Source organism: Niabella sp. CPT15-335-S11 (assembly GCF_058792415.1).
The window spans coordinates 911,420-934,455 of record NZ_JBYTEI010000001.1; the positions used below are offsets into that span (position 1 = coordinate 911,420).

Here is a 23,036-nt window from a genome sequence, read left to right on the forward strand (position 1 = left end):
TTATTGAAAACGTGAAATAATTTTTATGAATCGTAAGAATCGTTTTCTGCTTCTCATAGCGAAATTTATATTGCTGTTTGCCCTTTGCTTTTTGGGATTAGTAAGCATGTCTCAAAATACGATTTCCCTGGCGGGTAAATGGTCCGTTGATCTTGATTCGGCTGACGTAGGTATTAGGCAGCAATGGTACAAAAAGACTTTCTCCTCTATACTTAATTTGCCTGGAACGCTCGACGATGCTGGGATAGGGACTCCAACTACGCTTAATGCTGACAAACTCACAGAAGAAATCTTGTTACATCTAACGAGAAAGCATTCCTACATCGGGCCTGCGTGGTATTCCCGGACGATTAATATTCCTAAAGATTGGAAAGGGAGAGATATCGAACTAGAGCTGGAAAGAGTTATTTGGAAAACGAGGTTATGGATTGACGGAAAAGAAGTTGGCTCACAGGAAAGCCTTAGTGTGCCGCAGCGGTTTGAATTGGGGACTTTATTGGCGCCTGGCAAACATACCCTGGTATTTCGGATCGATAACACCAAACAATATGATATCAGTATCAGAAATCTCGCCCACGCTTATACAGACGGGACTCAGATTATCTGGAATGGAGTGATCGGGCAAATGAAATTAACCGCCAGGGATAAAGTTCAGATATCTTCGTTACAGGTGTACCCTAATGTTAAAAACCGTTCAATCAGCGTCATTACTTATCTCCTGAACAAAGCAGACAGAAACCAGCGGGGGACCATCCATTTTCAGGTTTTGGATCAAAAGAATCGCGTTATAAGCCGGAAAATAGTTGATATCACAATTGAGAATCCCGGGTCGAAGAATTTTTCAGAAATTTCACTGGGCAAAAATGCGCCATTATGGGACGAGTTCGATCCAAACCTTTATACCCTGCGTGCAAAACTAGACCTAAGGACCGGACCGGCTTCCGATGTCGCGTCAACCAGATTTGGGCTTCGGGAAATTACGGCTGATAACGGATTAATTCAACTAAACGGAAGGAGAATCTTCCTTCGTGGGACGCTCGAGTGTAGCATTTTCCCACTAACTGGTCACCCCCCTATGGATAAGGAAGGGTGGATTAAAGTATTCTCATCGGCAAAAAATTATGGTCTGAATCATTTGCGTTTTCATTCGTGGTGCCCTCCCGGAGCGGCTTTTGAAGTTGCTGATTCAATGGGGTTTTATCTCCAGGTTGAATTGCCACTATGGAATTTAAACGTAGGGAAAGACACTGCCACAAATCGTTTCATAACGGAGGAGGCATTGCGCATCAGCCAAGAATATGGGAACCATCCATCCTTTTGCCTTTGGTCGTTGGGGAATGAGCTGGAAGGCGACTTCGGATTTCTTTCAAGTCTTTTAAATGAACTAAAACGTTTGGATGATCGGCATTTGTATACCACTACCTCATTTTCTTTTCAAAAGGGGCACGGTACATGGCCCGAACCTAATGATGATTTTCTTATCACTCAATATACTAAGAAGGGCTGGGTGAGAGGTCAGGGGATATTTAATTCTTACGCGCCGGATTTTTCACTTGACTATAAAGAGGCCACAGATAGTTTACCCGTTCCGCTTATAACTCATGAAATTGGTCAGTATTCCGTGTATCCAAACATGCATGAAATAAAGAAATATACAGGTGTGCTGGATCCTCTTAACTTTAAAGCCATTCACAATGACCTAAAGCGGAAAAACCTGCTATCATTAGCCGACTCGTTTACATTGGCCAGCGGCAGGTTTTCCGCGAACCTGTATAAAGAAGAAATAGAAAGAGCGCTAAAAACAAAAAATATTAGTGGATTTCAGTTATTGGATCTTCATGATTTTCCCGGGCAAGGTACCGCACTCGTTGGTATTCTTGATGCGTTTTGGGACTCAAAAGGACTGATAGCTCCAGATGCCCATCGTATGTATTGCGCCCCGGTTGTACCTCTTATCCGGTTCAAAAAAGCTGTGTATACTAATGATGAAATCTTGGACCTAACGGTGGAAGTCGCCAATTTTTCAAAACAGATTCTCAGGAAAGTAACTTCTGTAGTGACTGTAAAAGATCAATCCGGCAAAGTCTTCTTCAAACGGGCATTATCGACCGTTGATATTGGGATAGGCAATAATTGGAGCATGGGCAAATTACGTATACCACTAAATACTTTTATAGAGGCGAAAGCATTAACTATAGAAGTCGAATTGAAAGGCACTTCTTACAAAAATTCCTGGAAAATTTGGGTATATCCTTCAAGAACGGATACCTCGGACAGTAATGTCATCTTTACTACTTCACCTGCTGACGCAATTAGGTTTCTGGACGAAGGAAAGAAGGTTCTTCTCAACCCGGATACTTCCATCGTGGCGGGAGTGGCGGGCCGCTTTGCCCCTGTGTTCTGGAGCCCAGTACATTTTCCCAATCAGCCAGGCACAATGGGCATTCTTTGTAACCCACGTCATCCGGTATTTAATAGTTTTCCGACGGATTTTTATACAGACTGGCAATGGTGGGATCTAATTGCCAGTTCGAAAACCATGCTGATCGATTCGCTACCTGCCATAGACCCTATTGTACGAGTGATTGATAATTTTTTTAAAAACCGCAAAATGGCGAATATTATTGAAGCCAGAGTTGGTAAGGGAAAGGTCATCCTCACTTCCCTTGACCTGACAAAAAACCTGGACAAAAGGCCGGCCGCACGACAACTGCGACTTAGTATTATCAGGTATATGGAAGGGGATAGCTTCTCACCTTCTACGGCATTGCGGCCGGGGGATTTGGAGAAGATCTTAAATAAGTAATTGGCGGGCTTACACCCGGGTTTTGTGTCATAAGATAGTCCATATTTTTAAAAAATTTGTCTATTTTTTTGTCACCGGGGCGTCGCTAATTTTATGATCGTTAATTACCTTATGGTTGATTTTTGACTTTATCGGCTTTTGAGTTTCTTTCATCATTTATATTAAATTTCATTATATGAAAAAGGTCTTGCATGTATTTCTGGTGCTTCTTATTATTTACGGATGCAGCAAAAAGAATGAATCAGTTGACCCTAACGCACAACCTCCAAGCTTTACGTTGAGTACTGCCCATATAAAAACCGAACAGGGGCGGCTTTTGAACATAAAAGGCGTCGTTCAGGATAATGCGGGAATAAAATCAATACAACTTACAAGTCCCGATGCCTTTCTTGATAAGGTGATCACTTTTTCATCTGACTCAGTGGTCAAAGCCTACAATTTGGACTATAATCTGTTAACTCCAAAGGATTTTACGGGTGATAAGTACTCGGTTACGATAACAGCCACTAATCTTGCGGGCAAAATGACGAAGCAAACAGTTTTGGTTACGATGGATGGGGACTTTGTAAGTCCGGTTTTTACCGTAGTGCCAGACAATAACGTGACCGTTTTATTGAAAATAAATACTAGATTAAATCTGAGATTCACAGCGACGGACGACAAGGCTCTTGATTCAGTCATTGTAAAAATTCCTGAACTAAACTACTCAACGGTTGCTACCGTGTTTACTAATTCAGGCAGGACTTTGACTTTTAATAGTCCGATCGATCTGCCTTCTCAGGTCGCTACTTATCATTTGACACTTACGGCGATTGACAAAGCAGGGTTGCGAACCGTTCAAAACTCTGTAATTTCTGTATCAGAAATGCCTGATTTTCCAAAAATGTATCTTACTGATGTTGCAAATGCTGCACAGTTGAACAGTGATCTCTTTGGGATACCAATGTTGATCAGCAGAACAGCGCCATATACCTATAGTGCTCAGTATTACTCAGAAGCGGCCGGCACTCCCGTAAGATTTGTTCCTCAAAAAACAGACTTTTCACCAATATGTTTTGGGATGGATCCTTTAAATAATACTATTCTTACAGACGATCCAGACGTTTCTCTTCCGATAGTTCTGCCCTCAAAGGGGTATTATCAAATTGATTTTAATGTGAAGACTGGCAATTATACGGTGCAGGCATTTACACCCAATGCTACCCCGGTACCAATTGGCACGCCCATGTATCTGGACGCAACCAGACCGGCCGAAGGTACAATTCCTCTACAAATTGGTCTGGTTGGTTCGGGTATCCCGGGTGCGGGGAACTGGAGCCCTGCCAGCCCTTTAATTCTTAATCAGGATAGCGAAAACAAGTTTTTGTTCTCGGTACGAATGGACCTGGAGGCTGGAAAAACTATACAGTTCATCATCCAGACAAAACATTCCTGGGGTTGGTGGCCTGAACCGTTTTGGCGCTGGGACCGGCCCAATGATCCGGAAGCGAATGTCGCCAACGGTGGTGAAAATCCTGGAAGCTGGACTATTAAAGCAACGGGTAAGTATATGTTCAAGTTTGATAGTTATTTGAAACGCTCAAGGTTTTATCCCATTAATTAACCAATAACTGTATTATATGAAAAAGATAATTTTTACGTTATTCCTTGTCGCGCCCGTCATCCTTTTCGCTCAGGAAAGGGTTACGATAACCGGTACTGTTATTTCGGCCGTAAATAACGGCCCCGTGGTTGGAGCGACAATAATGGAAAAGAATACTCGAAATGGTGCGGTCACAGATAATAATGGGCATTACCGGATAATCATAAATAACGGTGCTGTGTTGACTTTTTCTGCTGTTGGATTTAATTCATCAGAAGAAAATACCATTGGCAAAAATGTAGTTGATGTGGCGCTGACAGAAAGTAGCAGCAATATTTTAAATGAAGTTGTTGTTGTTGGGTATGGGGTGATAAAAAAGAGTGATCTTACCAGCTCGATCACTTCTGTTAAAGGTGATGAGTTGAAAAGTAACGTTACGGGTAACGCTCTCTACTCACTTCAGGGTAAGGCAAATGGAGTACAGATTACCGGTGGCGGTGGTCCGGGGTCTGTACCACGCGTTATTATCAGAGGTGTTACCACTATTAATGGCTCCGATCCGCTCTATGTTGTTGATGGAGTACCAATGGGCACTAATATCAATTTCTTAAACCAGGAAGACATAGAGAGCATCGAGGTTTTGAAAGATGCCTCTGCAGCAGCAATTTATGGAACCCGGGGGTCGAACGGGGTTATAATGGTGACAACCAGGAAAGGCAGAAAGGGCAAGACACAATTTCAGTTCAGCGCTTCGGGTGGAGTTCAGACTTTACATAAGCCGAAAATGGCTGGTGCTTCCGTATATGAGAAAGTATTTAAGACCCGGTACACTAATGATGGCAATGTACCGGTGTGGAACGGAAAGAATAACGTAACCGATGCAGCGGGAACTGATTGGTGGGATCAGACAGTAAATAAATTTGCTTATTTACAAACATACAATATCGGTTTTCAGGGGGGAAATGAAAAATCTATTTATAGTGGTAGCATTGGCTACTTCAGGCAAGGATCTCAATATGATATTGGAAGCTGGGAAAGATTGACCGGTCGGTTCAATTCTGAATACACATTTAGTAGTAAAGTAAAAGCGGGAGTTGATTTTGTGCCGAGAATGGAATCCTGGCAAAACACTCCAAACCTATTCTCGGATGCTATGAGGATGGATCCTACCACTCCGGTGTTCAGAGATTCCACACTGTGGTCGGCAAATCCACTCAATAATTATGCAAGATCAAATAATAATCAGGTGTGGAACCCGGTAGCTTCCCTTGCGCGGCAAAACAATCGTACTACAGAATATGGTTTGTTGATGGATCCGTACTTAAGTTTTGAACCGATTAAAGGATTAATCGCCAAGACTCAATTCAGTGTAAACGGGCGTTTCCAGATTGGACGATCTTTCTCACCAAAATTCTTCATCGATAACCTGGAAAAAAACGACAACAGTCTAGTAAGCCAAAGTTCAAATAGTTGGATTGACTGGAACTGGACCAACACGCTTAACTATTTAAAGACTATAAGTCTGAAGCACAATCTCAATTTGATGGCTGGTTATACGATGGAACGGTTTGCAAATTATCAGCTTTCCGGGTCCAGAGAAAATGTTCCCAGCAATTACCCCGATCTCCAATACATTAACGCAGGGACATTAAATCCAAAATCATACGGGACCAATATTTATACGGCTTTGTTGTCCTACTTAGGACGGGTAATGTACAATTATGACGGGCGATATTATTTGACAGCTTCACTCCGGGTGGACGGTTCTTCAATGTTCCCCAAAAGCAACAAATATGCCTCGTTCCCATCTGTTTCCGGTGCCTGGCGTATTTCTCGGGAGAATTTTATGAAGGAGCAGAGATTGTTTTCTGAGCTAAAACTTCGAACAGGCTGGGGCAGGGTAGGTAATCAAAATATTGATCCGAACAGTTATTTGAATCTGATTGGAGCGTCTGATTATGTTTTTGGCAGTAACGCTCAGAGGTTTGTTGGTACATCTATCAGCATGGTGGGTAATCAGCTATTGAAATGGGAAACGGTGGAAGATTACAATTTAGGACTGGACATGGCCTTCCTAAAGAATCGCCTCATCGTTACCGCTGATGTGTATCAAAAAGAGTCAAATGGCATGTTAATGAAGAAGAATAACCTCTTGGTACTTGGGTATCCAATGTGGGACGGGCAAATGTGGACGAATATTGGCAGTATGAGTGCTAAAGGATGGGAGCTCTCTCTAAATTGGGCCGATAAGGCAAGAAAGGTCGGATACGAAATTGGAATTAATCTTTCGGGGGTAAAAAACAAAGCAAGGAAATTTGTAGCTGACGCTCCATTATGGAGGGGCGGGTTCTTTAATGATTATATAATACGGAATGAAGCTGGCGGAGAAATCAGCAGGTTCTATGGTTATGTTGCCGACGGTATTTTCCAGAATCGTACGGAAGTAAATAGCTATACCAATGAACATGGCGATTTACTTCAACCCAATGCGCAGCCGGGAGATATACGATTTAAGGATTTAGACAATGACGGCGTCTTGGACGAGAAAGATAAAACCTTTATTGGAAATGCCTTTCCGAAGTTAATGCTCGGTCAAAACACGCATCTCTATTATCGGAATATTGACTTCATCGCAAATTTTTACGGGACCTTCGGCAATGATGTCTATAATAGCGCTAAAGCCGGTTTGTATGCTGGTACAGACGGGATAAATGTTTTTGCCGACGCCTATAACAAAGCATGGCATGGAGAGGGAACAAGCAATCTCTATCCAAGACTTTCCGTAGCAGATAAGAATATGAATTTCAGGCGCGTTTCTTCCTTCTTTGTCGAAGATGGATCTTACTTCCGTTGCAAACTCTTACAGTTGGGATACACATTCCCTGAAGCGCTAACAAAAAACCTGAAAGTAAGGTTATCGGCGGCGGCTCAAAACCTGTTTACGATCACTAAATATTCGGGAATGGATCCCGAAAGGGCGGCAATGGGCAGTGTCATTGAATCAGGAATAGACAATATTGGCTATCCTAATCCGCGAACATTTTTGTTGGGGTTAAATGTAAACTTTTAAAAAAAGAGGTATGAAAAATATATTCAAAGTATTTTTAGCTATCGCAATCATTGGCCAATTTTCAGCCTGCTCTAAATTCCTTGACCGACCGGTTTTGGGACAGGAGAATCTTGACACGTATTTTCAATCGGAGGAGGAATGCCTCAAGCAACTGACTGGATGCTATCAATCTGTATTTTGGGATGATTGGTGGCAGGTTTCCAGTTTTTACGTGGCTGCCGACATGAGCAGCGATGATTTATGGATGGGAAATACTACCCAATCTCAAAGTGATTGGATCCGGATGACGCATTATGGCAACCCCAAGCAGGACGGCAAGCTCAAGGATTTCTGGCAATTTCGTTATAAAGGTATTTTAAGGAGCAATATTGTAATCAATAGGGTAGCAAAGGCGCCAATAAATAACGAATCGTTACGCCGGAGAATCATTGCAGAAGCTAAATTCTTAAGGGCGTTCCATTACTTTGAGTTAGCAAAGAACTTCGGAGGGGTACCCATCGTTCTTGAGATGAAGATGCCATCAGAAGTGGTGGGAATTAAACGCGCGACATTGGCGGAAACCTACGCTCAGGTTGAAAAGGATTTGAAGGAAGCAATTCCTGATTTGCCGCTTCGAAGTGAATATTCTGCTGCGGATTTGGGACGGGTAACCAAGGGAGCCGCCATGGGCTATTTAGGTCGGGCGTATTTGTACCAGGAGAAATATGCAGAAGCGAAAGCAATTTTGGGAGATGTAATTAGCAGCAACCAATATCGTTTACTTTCGAATTTTAAGGACGTCTGGTCAATAGGATTTAATAATAGCAGCGAATCATTGTTTGAAGTTCAATATAATTCCGACATCAGTTACAATCTTGGTGGTCGCCTGCCGGTTGTTACCGGCTCCCGAGACGATGCCGGTTGGTCGTGGGGCCTACCGACCAGTAACCTGGAAAAGGCATTTCTGGATGCCGGAGATAATGAAAGGTTAACATGGACAATTGTAAAGGACGGACAGAATGTTCCGGGGGACACAACTGCCCTTGGAAAGAATTACCCAATCTCGCCCGCAAAACACAAATCTGCAAGGATCATCCGCAAATTATACATACCGCACAATTTGCGCCCGATTCCTTACGATGCGAACCACAATAATTTGAATTTTAGGTTATTACGGTATGCGGATATATTGTTAATGTATGCCGAGGCGTCAAACGCCTTGGGTGATGATGCAACCGCCCGTACAGCACTAAATACAGTAAGAAGGAGAGTTCATTTGAGTGAGGTTACCGCATCCGGTAAAAATCTCCGCGACGCGATCAGACTGGAAAGGAGGCTGGAGTTTGCGTGCGAAGGGCAAAGGTTGTACGACTTACGCAGATGGACAGATGACAACGGAAAAAAGGCGCTTAGTAATGTGATGGGACCCAGTGGGAGTTTTGTTCATTACAATCTGGTAGAATCTACGGATACTTACGAGATCACTAATCAGAAAGAAAATAGTAATAAAGGAATTACCTTCATGGAAAATCGAGATCTTCTTTTTCCGATTCCGAATACTGAAGTTTTATTATCGAATGGAAGCATAGAGCAAAATCCAAATTTCTAAGCTTCAAAAAAAGGACGGCTATAATGGGGAATCTAATAAGATTGGTTGGAGGCTTTTGTCTGTTGCTGCTGACAGTTTCGTGTAACAAGAAGGTGGAGCCGACCGTTGCGCCGCCTCCTGGTGGCGGTGGTAACGAAATCAGCACAACCATTAATCTGAGTAAAACATATCAAACTATTGAAAGTTTTAGTGCTTCTGATTGCTGGGCACCCAATTATGTTGGTAAGTATTGGACTGAGAGCGAAAAAGCAGATATTGCCAAATTACTTTTCTCCAGTAACATTAATAATGGACAACCCGAAGGAATCGGACTTTCAGGTTGGCGGTTTAACCTTGGTGGGGGAACTGCTAATCAGGGAGCAGCGAGTGATATTACAGATGTAACAAGACGTGCAGAATCGTTTATGGATCCTGTTACCGGTCAGCTCGACTGGACAAAAGCCGCTGGTCAGCAATACTTTTTGGAAAAGGCAAAAAATTACGGGTGCCAGCAGTTTGTTTTATTTAGCAATACACCTCCGGTATATCTTACCCGCAATGGAAAAGGATATTCGGGTAGCGGAGCTTATGCAAATCTAAAGGATGGCGCGTCGGTCGATTTTGCTAACTATATCGCAAATGTGTTAAGCTATTTTAAGACAACTAAGAATATTGAATTTTCACTTATTAGCCCGGTAAACGAACCACAATACGACTGGAAAGACCCGACTCAGGAAGGCAGCGGGTGGCAAAATAGCGAAATAAAAACTTTGACAGCAGCAATAGACAACGCTTTGGAAGCAAAAGGTCTCAATACAAAAATTTTGTTAGCTGAAGCCGGAAATTGGACCTATTTGTACAGTGGTGAGGGAGATAATAACAGACGAAATGTAATTAATAGCTTATTTAATCAGGCATCAGGAAATTACGTAGGAAACTTGAAACACGTAGCAAAAATCGTTGCAGGGCACAGCTATTGGACGGATAATAACTGGAGCAACCTGACAACCTCCAGGCAAAATGTAGCAAATGCCGCCTCGGCTGCAGGCCTGGGTGTGTATCAAACAGAATGGAGTATGTTGGGCGACAACTATGATAAGAATGACTTTGTGGGGTTTGATAAAGCGACTGAAATGGATATTGCGCTTTATATGTCAAAAGTAATCCACAGTGATCTTGTATATGCAAACGCGGCTTCATGGTCGTTCTGGACAAGCATGGACATGGAAAGGTGGGGGCATAAAAATAGATTCCTGCTCATAAAGATAACGCCAGCGGGCGGTGTTTATGGTGATATTACCCAAAGTGGTTCTCATGAGGCTGCCAAAACACTATGGGCACTCGGAAATTACAGTCTCTTTGTTAGGCCGGGCTACAAAAGAGTGGATATGACTATTGATGGCATGGCGAACAAGTTGTTGGGAAGTGCCTATTTGTCTGCTGATAATAAAAAATTGGTATGCATCTATTCAAATTTGACAGATAAGGACTATGCAATTAAGTCAAATCTGGATGCAAGCAATATACAATCCGCTAATTCATATATTACTAATTCAGTAAATAATTTAAAGCTCGAAAGTCTTGATTTCAAATCACCCATTAATATTAAAGCCAAATCTGTCACTACCGCGGTGTATAGTTTGAAGTAATATTCTAAATAACATTAATTGTATTTCGATACTATGAAACATGATTTTAGTTTTTCTAATCTGTTTCCTTCCCATCGACTAGAACCTGATTCTTTGTAGAAATTTTACCTTTAAAAGGGCCGTTTCCAATTCCGGTATTTTTTATCAGTTGCAGGCCTTGCACACGCTCGCTTTGTAATGCATAACCGCCATTAAATTGGATATTGTTTCCCGAAATAGTGGCCTTATTTGACGTATTATAAAAAAAAGAAAAATAAATACCGCTTGAATCGTTCCCCTCAATCCGGTTGTTCTTAACTACAATGTTGTCGCTACCTATAATTGTTACCCCATTCAATGCATTGCGGGCCAGCTCATTTTGATCTACCATTATATCCTTGCATTTATCCAAATAGACCCCGGAGCCCTCCGGGGAAGTGTCCAGGCGGCTGTTCTTAATGACTATATCGGCGCAGTGAGTCAGCAGTAAGTTATGCTGTAATTTAGGACCGGGAATAACGCCCGCACCGTTTTCATCAAAATTGCAATACGAGAATAATAAATTTTTGGCGCCGCTGACGAACACCCCATTATAAGTGCAGTTTCGGACGGTAAGATTGATAAAGCGTAAATCGTGCATAAGATTCACTTGCTGACTTCGGAAAATAATGCCGCCACGAGTACCCTTATTTCGAAAGGATCTTGATCCGTTTGGATCATCTCCTGGCTTAGGCTGCAAAGCTCCTTCCACGACGAAATTACGCAGCGTGACATCGTGCAAATTATCAGCGCTGTTAATAATCATATCGCGTCCTCCTTCGGGCTTTAAAAACAGTACCGACTCCGAACCTACTCCTGATAAGACAATATTATTGGGTATTTTCAATGCTGAGTCCAGGATATGAAGACCTTTTGCCAACACCACCCAATTTCCACTTCCTGCCGCCTTATCCAGCGCCTTCTGAACTGACTGGCTGGGTTGTACCCAGATTGAATTTTCAGGAATCGAAGGAATATCGTGATCAGCACCCGAAATATAAGTAACAGGATCGGCGATAAAAGTCTTTACTGGTAATGTATTATTACCAAATGACGCTCTGACTGCCGCGAGTGTTTTCGCGGGAACCACGACTCGCATAGAGTCCGCCGCTTTTGTGATAAATGGGAAAGCAATACCCTTAGCTTTGTAATGGCGATAAACATATTCAAAATCCCCGCCAAGACGCATGGCCCTGGGCGAAATTTCACAATAGCAATGAGGAGTGTGCCCGAGCAAATACCCCGCTGTATATTCAAATCCCCGACCAATCCGGTTTTCCCCTATCGAAAAAAGGTCCACCCCCTGCGTGAAGGCAACTTGTGCGGCGCCTGCAAATTCACCTAATCCAAGTTGAACATGTGCCTGATCTCTGGCGGATTCCTGGCACTGTCCACTTGGATAAATATACTTAAAGAGACTTCCATTGACAGGCCCATGTAGAAAGTGATCAACTGCATCATTAAATAAGGAACGGTTATCAGTAAAAATGCCAATTGCCATCAAGCAGTGAATAATCGCCCCATCCCAATTCCCGTTTGCCGTAGGATAGTAATATCTTAACAAAGGGTAATAAACGGTCATGAGCATCTCAGTAAACCGATCGATATTCTCTTTTTTCCAGCCGGCTTTTGTATATCGCAGGATTTCAGCAGCATTAATAAAAGCATGTCCGGTCCAGCCGGCTAATAGTTTGGCGTCATTATAATCAAAGTCCCAGAGTGATGCCGACCAACTGTCAATGGTCCTGATAGCTGTGCTAGCATAATTCTTATCGCCGGTCAGGTACCACAGCAACGCGCAATTATAGGATAGGTTTGCGCTTTTGGACAATTCATCTCCGCCGATATTAGGTTTGGCGTAGGGGCCTCTCATCACATGGGCGTATGGCCTGGCTATAAAGGTGGTATCTGTGTCTTTTACTAATTTATCAAAGGCGTTTTTCCATGGTTCCTGGCCTTTATCCACTAATTTCTTCATATAAGCCAGATCTTCTGCCGACTGGTTTATTCCCGGATGGACAAATTTCTGTCCGAAACCAAGAAGCGAAAAACACAATAATTCAATAGTAAGCAGGATCGTTCCAAGATATTTTCTCATCATTTTGTTTTGAATAAATTAAAGGGGTCAAGACGCTTAATTTTCATTCCGACATGGCGCCATTAAAAGTACAAAGATTTCGGGGATCTAAAAGCAAGATTCGTGTTTCAATTCCGGTGCGGGGTGATTGAAAGGGCGCAATTGGTGACGGACTTGGTGAGCAAAGGGATTTCAATTCCAGTATGGTGCGATTAAAATTCGTTAACTTACTTAGTAATCATTTCCCTGGCGTTTGCAAAATAGTTGAGGAAAAATAGATTATTCCTGGCAGGCCTGCCTTGGACCTTTATTAAATATCCAGATCTCGGTCCTGTCTTTATTGGTTTCTTTTGAACAGGAAAGTACAGGATAGTTTTGTGAAAGGAAGTTCATAGATTGCGGTTGGGTTTGCATTGCGCATTGTAATTTAAACGAATGATTTTTCTTGCTTCTTAAGGCTGTTTGCTTATTTAGTAAGTAATAATTGCAGAAATAAACCAAATGTTTGCCAGGAAAATTCTTAATTTATGTATTTCGGTTGCCGAAAACGGTGATAAGCAATCATTCAGGCAGCTTTTTGACATTTTTTCACCAGGATTGTTTGCATATGTGCGTTCCATTATTCACGATTCGGACGCGTCAAAAGATATCGTTGCTGACATATTCATAAATATCTGGAAGAATAAGAACGAATTACGCGCAATTAATAGTTTACCTTATTACTTATATGCTGCAGCGAAAAACAGGGCCTTTAATTTTCTCCGAAATAAAAAGGGAAATGTTAGTATTCATAATCTCAGCGTGGAAATGCTTACAGATGATATTGCAGTTTCGTACAATAACCCGGAAAATGAGCGTATTTCATCTGAAAATCTGAATATTATCATTAGTGCCATCGACGCTTTACCTCCAAAATGCCGGTTAATTTTCAAGTTAAGCAAAGAGGACGCAATGACTTACAAAGAGATAGCTCTGTTGTTGAATATCTCCGTTAAGACGGTAGAAAGCCATATGAATGCTGCATTCCGGAAAATTTTTGAGCATATAAGATCCAGGGCTCCAGAGTTTGCTTACCTAGTGAAAGAAAAATTCAGAAAATAAATTCCCGGCAGCTAGGGGTATGACAGAAAACGAGTGTCTTTATTACTCGTAAGGTATGCATCATATGAAGGATTCTCGTCTTATTGAGCTGTTGACAAAGAGTAAATCTGGAGAATTTTCGTTATTGGAAAGAAAGGAATTGCAGGACCTGATTCGTAGCAGGCAGGATTACGCGATGTTTAGCGATCTGCTGGATGAAGTGTACAAAGGTTCGGTCAGTTTTAACTATAAGGAAGATTTTCATAGGTATATTGCGGAGGCCTGGGAGATGGTAAAGGCTGGGACGGATGATTATGACGACACCAAGAGTTTTCGCAGGCCAAGGTTTCAGTGGGGTACGGTCGGCTGGCTGGCTATTGCGGCTTCATTCCTGGTAGCAGTTATTTTTCTCGCTTTGACGCTAAACAAGAAGGAGAATAATTCGGGTAAAACAAATATTGTATCTACAAAAGCAGCTTCAAAATCCAATTTAGTTCTGCCGGATGGCACAAAAATTTGGCTTAATGACGATACTAAAATTTTTTATAATGAAAATTTTAGTAAACAGAACCGGGAGATAACGTTGATCGGTGAGGCTTATTTTGATGTGGTCAGGGATGTTAATCATCCATTTATTATTCACACGTCAACAATGGATATAAAAGTATTGGGTACCAAATTTAATGTAAGGGCTTATGAGAACGAAAAGGAAAATGAAACTTTGCTGATAAAAGGATCGGTTGAAGTTACCCTAAGGAATTACAACAATAAAAAAGTAATGCTTGAGCCACTTGAAAAACTTTCTGTTCAGAATATACCTTCTACCGAAAAATCAGTTCAAAATAACAGTCAACAATTAAGAGACGCCTTTTATAAGTTATCAAAAGTTAATGCCACTACAGACGATTCGCTGATTCTTGAGACAGAGTGGATTAATCATAAATTGGTATTTGATCATGCAAGACTTGAAGATATGATACCTCAATTGGAACGATGGTATGGCGTTAAGATCATTATCAACAATCAAGAACTAAAGCAGAAAGAATTTAGCGGGATATATAAAGATAGACCCATCGAGGAAGTATTAGAATCCCTGAGATTAGCCGGGAATTTTATGTATAAGGTAGAAAATGATTCTGTTACAATATATAAGGGTCAGGCTTATTCGAATTAACAACTAAGTATTATATAAAAAAAATGAGGGAGTGCTTCAAACGACCCCCGCGAAAAAAACGAAAAAATGCTTGGTAAAAGCATATTCTTTTAATTAAAAGTTTTCAAAGTCATGAAAAAAACTGAACGATTGATTAATTCAGTTCCTTGCCGCAAACTTGTTAAATTTCCGCTTGCAATGAAACTATCAATTGCCGCGATACTTATGTTTTCTATTCAAAGCTTTGCTGTCAACAGCTTTGCACAGAACAGAATAACTCTGAATTTAAGGAATGTGTCCCTGGAAACGGTCCTAAAAACTATAGAATTGCAGGGAGAATATAACTTCGTTTATAAAATCGAGGCACTTCCGAAACAAAAGAATATTAATATTTTAGTACGTAACGAGAAGTTGGATATCGTAATGAGCGCGATATTGAAAAATACCACCCTTACGTATAAAGAGATGCGGAAGAACCTGATTGTGATAGTTGATAAGTCGCAATCGGGTGGCTCTGTTGTTTCGAGGATTTTGAATGGGACCGTGGTAAACGAAAAGGGAGAGCCTGTTATAGGCGCATCCGTTTCACTTAAAGGTACAACAAAGGGAACATCTACCAATAACGATGGGAAATTTGCGATTGAGGTTGACTCGGAAGCTGACTCAATTATCGTGTCTTTTATAAATTATCAGACGCAGGTACTAGCAGTTGCGAACAGACGGGATATAACGGTCGTTTTGATGCCAGACTCCAAGAATCAGCAAATGGCGGAAGTTATAGTTGTGGGATATGAGGCAAGAAAAAAAGAGGAAGTTGTGGGAGCTGTAACTACGATAAAGCCGGAAGAATTAAGGATCCCATCGAGCGATCTTGCTACGGCACTTGCGGGTCGGGCTGCTGGTGTTATTGCGTTCCAGCGCTCAGGAGAGCCGGGAGCAGACAACGTTAATTTCTTTGTCAGGGGCGTTACTACGCTAGGGTATAAGAGTGGTCCGTTGATTTTAATTGATGGGATAGAATCTTCGCAGACTGACCTTTCCAGGCTGGTTGTAGATGACATTGCTTCATTTTCAATATTAAAGGATGCTACTTCTACTGCAGTCTACGGAGCAAGAGGAGCGAACGGTGTTATATTAGTTAATACAAAAAAAGGAAAGGTTGGGAAGGCAAAAATAATGTTTCGTGTCGAAAATAGTACCTCTGCTCCTACCCATAATGTGGAACTAGCTGATCCGATTACTTATATGAAAATGGCCAATGAAGCGGTGTTAACCCGCGATCCAATTGGAAGGCTACCATATCTGGAGGACAAAATCAACAGAACCGGCACACCGGGCGCGAGTCCTTATATCTATCCTGCAAATGATTGGAAAAAGATTCTGACCAAAGATTTTGTAAACAATCAAAAATACCATTTGAATGTAAGTGGTGGTGGTGGGGTTGCAAAATACTTTATCTCCGGGTCGTTGGCGCAGGATAATGGTTTGTTGAAAGTGGACAAGATCAATAATTTTAATAATAATATTGACCTTAAATCCTACTCTTTAAGGTCTAACATAGATATAGATCTCACCTCGAGCACAGTAATAAGCGTACAACTATATGGTTTATTTGACGACTACAGCGGGCCGCTTCGTGATGGAGACGATATGTATAATTTAATTATGCACTCAAACCCTGTACAATTCCCGGCTGTTTTTCCCAAGGATTCTGCGCACCAGTTTGTTAATCACGTAATGTTTGGCAATCAGATCAATCCATTCAGTGGTGGTTTGTATGAGAACCCTTATGCAGAAATGGTTAAGGGTTACAGGCAATGGAATCGTTCAAAAATGATGGCGACACTTCAATTAAACCAGAACCTGAATAAATGGGTAAAAGGTCTGAAAATCCGAGGATTGATAAACATTGACCGGATGGCAAGAACAGGTATTAACCGGTTTTACAATCCTTTCTTTTATAGGATATCATCCTATGATCCATTTACACAAGATTATACTTATTATGTGATGAATTCTACCTCTTCCCGAAATCCCATCGGAACCGTAGGCACAGAGTACCTGGGTTATAACAGTGAAGGCACCAGCGCTATTTCGTTTTTACATGGTGAAGCTGCAGTAAATTATGATAACCGTTTTGGCGATCATTATTTAAGCGGAATGGTGGTTTCAAATATCCAGCAAAGAGTTAATTCTGCCAATAGCACCTTTCAACTTTCTCTTCCTTTCAGAAATGCAGGAGTTTCGGGGCGCCTAAGTTACGGTTATGACAACCGCTATAATTTTGATTTTAACTTCGGGTATAATGGTTCAGAGCGTTTTTACAAAGACCAAAAGTTTGGATTTTTTCCTTCTGCAGGTGTAGCTTGGAGTATTCATAATGAGAAATTCTTCGCAAATGCCCGAGATGTCATGAATATATTCAGGATCAAGTATACCTACGGCTTAATTGGTAATGATGCTATAGGCCGTGATCAAGACAGGTTCTTTTATCTTTCTGAGGTGTTTATGGATGCGGGATCCAGAGGTGCACAATTTGGACGTGGGGATGCCGGCAATACCCGCTGGCTGAGTGGTGTGCTGGTCAATCGATATGCCAATGAAGATATTACATGGGAAACATCTCTGCAGCAAAACCTTGGATTTGAATTAGGCTTCTTTAAAAACCTCAAAATAAATGCTGATCTTTTTAATCAAATGAGAAATAATATCTTATTACAGAGAGTTAACATTCCCTCAACAATGGGGTTATACCAGCCGGGCTGGGCAAATGTGGGGAAGGCATCTTCCAAAGGGTTTGAAGTACAGTTGGCATATGACAAAACACTTGCTGGTGGCGCATGGTTGTCTGGGTTAGGTAATTTCACTTACGCTACAAATAAAATTCTCGTGAATGAGGAACCACAATATAAGGAGGCTTACAGATACAGAGTGGGTCATAACATTAACCAGGTATTTGGTCTTATAGCTGAAAGACTTTTTGTAGATGATAAGGAAGCGCAGAACTCTCCAAATCAAAACTCAGTTAATGCGGTAATGGGGGGCGATATCAAATACCAGGATATGAACGGAGATGGTCAAATAACTAATGCGGACGTTGTACCTATTGGTTATCCTTCCGTTCCGGAAATTATTTATGGCTTTGGATTATCAGGCGGATTTAAAGGCGTTGATCTATCGTTTTTCTTTCAGGGTTTAGCGAATGAGTCTTTTTGGATCAACTACGCCGGAATTTCTCCTTTCGTTAATGAAGCCCAGGTTTTGAAAGTAATCGCTAATGATTACTGGAGTGAAAAGAATCAGAATACTCAGGCATTTTGGCCAAGGTTAAGCAATTTCGTTCATTCTAACAATAACAGGACCAGTACTTGGTTTATGCGTGATGGATCGTTCCTGAGGCTAAAACAGATAGAGTTAGGATATACCATCCCCCGCAGAATTACCGAAAAATTCAAATCCAGCGGGCTTCGAGTCTATTTTAGCGGTACTAACCTGCTTACTTTCAGTAAGTTCAAACTATGGGATCCTGAAATGGCGGGCAATGGACTGGGGTACCCTATTCAAAAAGTATTTAATGTTGGATTGAGTCTGAATTTTAATTGAGAAGAATTTCCTTCAACACGCAAACTTACGAGTATCCAAAAAAATAAAAAGTACATGAAAAAATATATCTATTTTTTATCCGTTAGTTTCCTCATAGCTTCTTGTTTTTTTTCCTGCCAAAAATATTTGGATGTAGTCCCGGATAACATCGCAACCCTGAAACACGCGTTTGCGATGCGAAATGAAGCAGAAAAATATTTATTTACCTGTTATTCTTATATGCCCAAAACGGGAGATTACAATGGCACACCTGCTATGCTGGGTGGTGATGAGATTTGGGAGATTGATGTTCAGCAGTTTCAGAGTATTTATAAAGATCTTGCGAAAAATCAGCAGAATATCGTAAATCCTATTGGGGGGGGCTTTTGGCCCAATATATATCTGGCCCTCCGGGATTGCAATATCTTTCTTGAAAATATTGAACACGTTCCAGATATAATGCCTTATGAAAGACAACAGTGGATAGCAGAAGTAAAGTTTTTGAAAGCTTATTATCATTTTTGGTTAGTTCGTATGTACGGACCTATTCCACTTATAAAAACAAATCTCCCATTAGGATCAGCTGTTGAAAAGGTGAGGGTAAGTAGAGACCCGGTTGATTCGTGTTTCAATTATATTGTGCAGTTGTTAGATGAAGCAAAAGATCATTTGCCTCTGCAAATAAATGACCCGCTATATTATGGGAAAATTACCAAACCTATAGCTTATACCTTGAAAGCTAAGGTCCTGGCATATGCGGCCAGCCCGTTGTTTAATGGTAACACCGAGCAGGCAGGCTTGGTAAACCGCGACGGTACTCATTTATTTCCTCAAACCTATTCGCCGGAAAAATGGGTCGTTGCAGCAGAAGCCTGTAAACGAGCGATTAACGTATGTGATAGTGCGGGAATCAAGCTCTTTTATCATCCGGCAAATATTAGTCAGGTTACGCTCAGCGACACAATCAGAACCCAGATGAGTTTGAGAATGGCAGTAACCAAACCCTGGAATGACGAAATTATCTGGGCAAATACACAGAGCTGGGTCGACTGGACTCAAAGAGTAGGATCCCCTGCGCTGCAGCCCGCTGTCCAAACCCGAATATGGGCTGACCAACGGTACGATGCTCCATTAAAAATCGTAGAAAGCTTTTATACGAAAAATGGTGTTCCCATCAACGAAGATAAAACGTGGAATTATGCACAAAGGTATGAAACAAAAGTCGGCACACCCGCATACAAGTTATATATCCGAAGCGGATATACAACGGCTAATATGAACTTCGACAGGGAGCCCAGATTTTACGCATATCTTGGCTTTGACGGAGGCATCTGGTATGGTCAAGGTCGGTGGGATGATAAAAATGTAGGGAATTTATTTTACCTCCAAAATAGGTTAGGTCAGGAAAACGGAAAAGCTTCGGAATACCAGGGGCCAAATACAGGATACCCGGTTAAGAAAATTGTGCATCCGGAAAATGCCCAAAGCCCAACGGCATACACGGTTGTACCGTATCCTTATCCGCTATTGAGATTGTCCGATCTTTATTTATTATATGCTGAGTGTGCGAATGAAGCCAACGGGCCGGTCGGAGACGCGTTAACTTATATCAACCTGGTTAGACAAAGAGCCGGAATTCCCGATGTGCAGGTAGCCTGGCAGACTTTTTCGTCGAATCCAACAAAATATGCAACCAAAGAGGGTTTCAGAAATATCGTACATAACGAAAGACAAAATGAATTGTGTTTTGAGCAACAACGATTTTGGGATATCAGAAGATGGAAAACGGCAATTATCGAAGTCAACAAGCCAATCCAGGGATGGAATGTTTTTGGTTCCTCAATATCAGATTACTATAGAGTAACCAATAAATTCTCTCAAAAGTTTACTTTAAAGGACTATTTCTGGCCCATATCAGAAAACGATCTTACAATCAACCCCAACCTGGTTCAGAACCTGGGGTGGTAATTTAATAATTATAAATAATTATACATATGAAAAAGAGTAGACTAATTCTTTTTACTGTTTTCTCAATCCTGATTATCATGAGTTGTAACAGGCGTGATAATTTTACTAACTACACTGATCCAAATCTTCCGGCGCCAGCTCAAATTACAAATCCGAGGGTAACGCCTTTACCTGGAGGGGCCTACATTTTGTATAATCTTCCAAAAGATACTAATTTGAGATACGTGAAGGCTGTCTATGAAACAACTCCGGGACAAGTCTGGCAGGTGAAATCTTCAGTATACAGCGATACGCTGAAGATTGAAGGATTTGGTGATACCAATCCCCGGGACATAAAAGTTTACAGCGTGGGAAGAAATGAAAAAATGTCTGAGCCTCTTATTGTCACGATAAGGCCCCTTCCTCCCTCTATTTTGGATGTATATAAAACGCTGACAGTGTCGCCAACCTTTGGCGGGATAAATGTTAAATTCAAGAACCCGACACGCTCCAGTCTTGCAATTGTGATTATGATGGACTCATTAGGTAATGGGGATTATAGAGATTTACATACGTTTTATTCTTCAAGTGCCAACGGTAATTTCTCACTGCGGGGTATGGATACTACAAATAAAAAAATTGCGGTTTATATTCGGGATCGCTGGAATTATAAGACAGATACTACTTTATCTACTATTAAGCCATTGTATGAAAAACTACTTTCGAAATCCGATTGGAAACCGATGTACTTCAAAGGTGATGCTTATGGATATGTGGAGTGGTTTGAATTATGGCATTTATGGGATAATGGCCCGTTAAATAACTACTGTTGTATTTTTGCCAGTAAGAAATATAATTTGCCTCATACAATTACGATTGACCTTGGCAAAAAAGTGGTATTGAGCCGCATGAAGACCTGGCATCACCCCGAAAGCCCATATGCAGGTGCAAGTGTAAAAAGCTTCGAAATTTGGGGGGCAAATACGGTTGGTCCCCTAAACGGAAATGAATATGTTGATTGGGAAACGGACAACAGCATTTATACTTCGAACTGGCAGTTCCTACAAGCTTTTAAGTCGTTTAAGCCATCAGGCGCCCCTTATGGCACAGTAACAGCAGAAGACTATGCCTATTCAAACGTGGCCGGAGAAGATTTTGAATTTGAACCAGGGTTACCGGCGATTCGCTATCTCCGTTTCAGGACCACTGAAACATATGGGCAATCAAGTGGCCTGGCGCAAGTGGTAATACAGGAACTCACTTTATGGGGCCAGGAAGTTGAATAAATAGGGAGTAGTGTTTTATTATTAAAAAATATACAATGCAAAAAGCAATTTTATATACCTGTATTCTTCTGATTATTATTTCCTGTTCCAAAATGGACAGAGAATATAAAAAATACGTGATACCCAACGGAATAACATATGGTGAAAAAGTTCGGGATATTCAGGTTCAGACCGGCTTGAACAAAGTGCGATTTAAATTTCCGCAGTTCGTCGATCCGAAGGTCGTAAAAGCAAGGATCTATTGGAATAATTACTCAGATTCAGTTGATTTTGCAATACCGAGGAACGTAGATACCATATATTATATATTACCAGTTCCTGAAGGTTATTATACTTTTATTATTAAAACCTTTGATGAACAGAAGAACTCGTCTGTTGCGGTCCCCGCTAATGGACGTTCTCTGGGGGCGTTGTTCACATCAAATATGACCAGCAGGCCCTATAGCCAGCCGTTTGTGGATAACGCTGATGGCAAACTGAATTTGAAATGGGGAACTGCAGATGTGTATAACGGAAGCATAGGCCAGAAATTAACCTATACAACAAAAAATGATAATATTAATACATTATTTTTGCCCGCCACCCAAAACACCACATTAATTTCGGATTATAAGCCAGGAACTGATTTAATATATAGTACGCTATATCTGGCTGACACTGCTTCTTTTGATACATTAAAAACAAATAATACGACGATCGTCGCGAATAGTATTGTTTATAAACTGAATAAGGCTTTATTCCGGGAAGTTGTTTTGGATAACGATGCGCGCTCTCAATATGATTACTGGGGATGGTATTTACATAATATCTGGGACGGCAGAACGAATGATGACCCGGGATTCCATACACTGGAGTTGCCAAAACCATTGCACATTACTGTTGATTTGGGTACCAATTTATATTCTTTGTATTCATTTAGGACCTGGCAGCGTACGGCCTGGGGGACGGCTTTTGAAGGGGGTGGGAATATGTTAGACTTTGCCTTGTGGGGAAGCAACAATCCCACCCAGGATGGTGATTGGGCTTCCTGGACGAAACTGGGTGTTTTTAAGGCTTCTAAAAACCAGGTAATTTCGGAGGGAGAATTATTTATTATACCTCCAGGCAACGGAGGATACAGATATTTAAGGATTCAGTGTTTGTCGCTTTTTAATGGTAAACCGAATGGTGCATGGCAACTAATGGAAATTGAATTGATGGGAAAGCTTGCTAATTAGAA

The 23,036-nt window shown here is 41.3% G+C and carries 12 protein-coding genes; 11 read left to right on the forward strand and 1 reads right to left on the reverse strand.

Annotated features, from left to right (window positions below; genetic code table 11):
• Positions 1-25: 25 nt before the first annotated feature.
• The 5 genes from AC3WS5_RS03675 to AC3WS5_RS03695 all read left to right on the forward strand — a co-directional run bounded on the left by AC3WS5_RS03675 (position 26) and on the right by AC3WS5_RS03695 (position 10,674).
• A complete protein-coding gene (locus AC3WS5_RS03675; RefSeq protein ID WP_492465869.1) occupies positions 26-2,806 on the forward strand; it encodes a DUF8487 domain-containing protein in 2,781 nt (926 codons plus the stop codon).
• A gap of 175 nt (positions 2,807-2,981) precedes the next feature.
• Positions 2,982-4,409, forward strand: a complete 1,428-nt coding sequence (locus tag AC3WS5_RS03680) for a hypothetical protein (protein WP_492465870.1) — start codon at positions 2,982-2,984, stop codon at positions 4,407-4,409.
• Between the two features lie 16 nt (positions 4,410-4,425).
• Positions 4,426-7,458, forward strand: coding sequence for a SusC/RagA family TonB-linked outer membrane protein (locus AC3WS5_RS03685; RefSeq protein ID WP_492465871.1), 3,033 nt, complete (start codon positions 4,426-4,428; stop codon positions 7,456-7,458).
• Between the two features lie 10 nt (positions 7,459-7,468).
• The gene (locus tag AC3WS5_RS03690) at positions 7,469-9,046 is read left to right on the forward strand and encodes a RagB/SusD family nutrient uptake outer membrane protein (protein WP_492465872.1); all 1,578 of its coding nucleotides are present in this window, start codon (positions 7,469-7,471) and stop codon (positions 9,044-9,046) included.
• Between the two features lie 23 nt (positions 9,047-9,069).
• Positions 9,070-10,674: a glycoside hydrolase gene (locus AC3WS5_RS03695; RefSeq protein WP_492465873.1), complete on the forward strand. Its 1,605-nt coding sequence runs from the start codon at positions 9,070-9,072 to the stop codon at positions 10,672-10,674.
• A gap of 55 nt (positions 10,675-10,729) precedes the next feature.
• On the opposite strand, the gene AC3WS5_RS03700 is transcribed toward AC3WS5_RS03695, so the two are convergent.
• Positions 10,730-12,790 (reverse strand): right-handed parallel beta-helix repeat-containing protein, encoded by a 2,061-nt coding sequence (locus AC3WS5_RS03700; protein WP_492465874.1) that lies wholly within the window; start codon positions 12,788-12,790, stop codon positions 10,730-10,732.
• 480 nt (positions 12,791-13,270) lie between these two features.
• Here AC3WS5_RS03700 and AC3WS5_RS03705 point away from each other — a divergent pair, with 480 nt between their 5' ends.
• The 6 genes from AC3WS5_RS03705 (at position 13,271) to AC3WS5_RS03730 (ending at position 23,034) form a co-directional block, all read left to right on the forward strand.
• A complete protein-coding gene (locus AC3WS5_RS03705) occupies positions 13,271-13,870 on the forward strand; it encodes an RNA polymerase sigma-70 factor (RefSeq protein ID WP_492465875.1) in 600 nt (199 codons plus the stop codon).
• A gap of 124 nt (positions 13,871-13,994) precedes the next feature.
• On the forward strand, positions 13,995-15,023 hold the full coding sequence (locus AC3WS5_RS03710; RefSeq protein WP_492465876.1) for a FecR family protein: 1,029 nt from the start codon (positions 13,995-13,997) through the stop codon (positions 15,021-15,023).
• A 177-nt stretch (positions 15,024-15,200) separates the two neighbouring features.
• Positions 15,201-18,605, forward strand: coding sequence for a SusC/RagA family TonB-linked outer membrane protein (locus tag AC3WS5_RS03715; RefSeq protein WP_492465878.1), 3,405 nt, complete (start codon positions 15,201-15,203; stop codon positions 18,603-18,605).
• A 54-nt stretch (positions 18,606-18,659) separates the two neighbouring features.
• On the forward strand, positions 18,660-20,552 hold the full coding sequence (locus AC3WS5_RS03720) for a RagB/SusD family nutrient uptake outer membrane protein (RefSeq protein WP_492465879.1): 1,893 nt from the start codon (positions 18,660-18,662) through the stop codon (positions 20,550-20,552).
• A 26-nt stretch (positions 20,553-20,578) separates the two neighbouring features.
• Positions 20,579-21,817 (forward strand): DUF4959 domain-containing protein, encoded by a 1,239-nt coding sequence (locus tag AC3WS5_RS03725; protein ID WP_492465880.1) that lies wholly within the window; start codon positions 20,579-20,581, stop codon positions 21,815-21,817.
• 35 nt (positions 21,818-21,852) lie between these two features.
• On the forward strand, positions 21,853-23,034 hold the full coding sequence (locus AC3WS5_RS03730; RefSeq protein WP_492465881.1) for a DUF4998 domain-containing protein: 1,182 nt from the start codon (positions 21,853-21,855) through the stop codon (positions 23,032-23,034).
• The last annotated feature ends 2 nt before the right edge of the window (positions 23,035-23,036 follow it).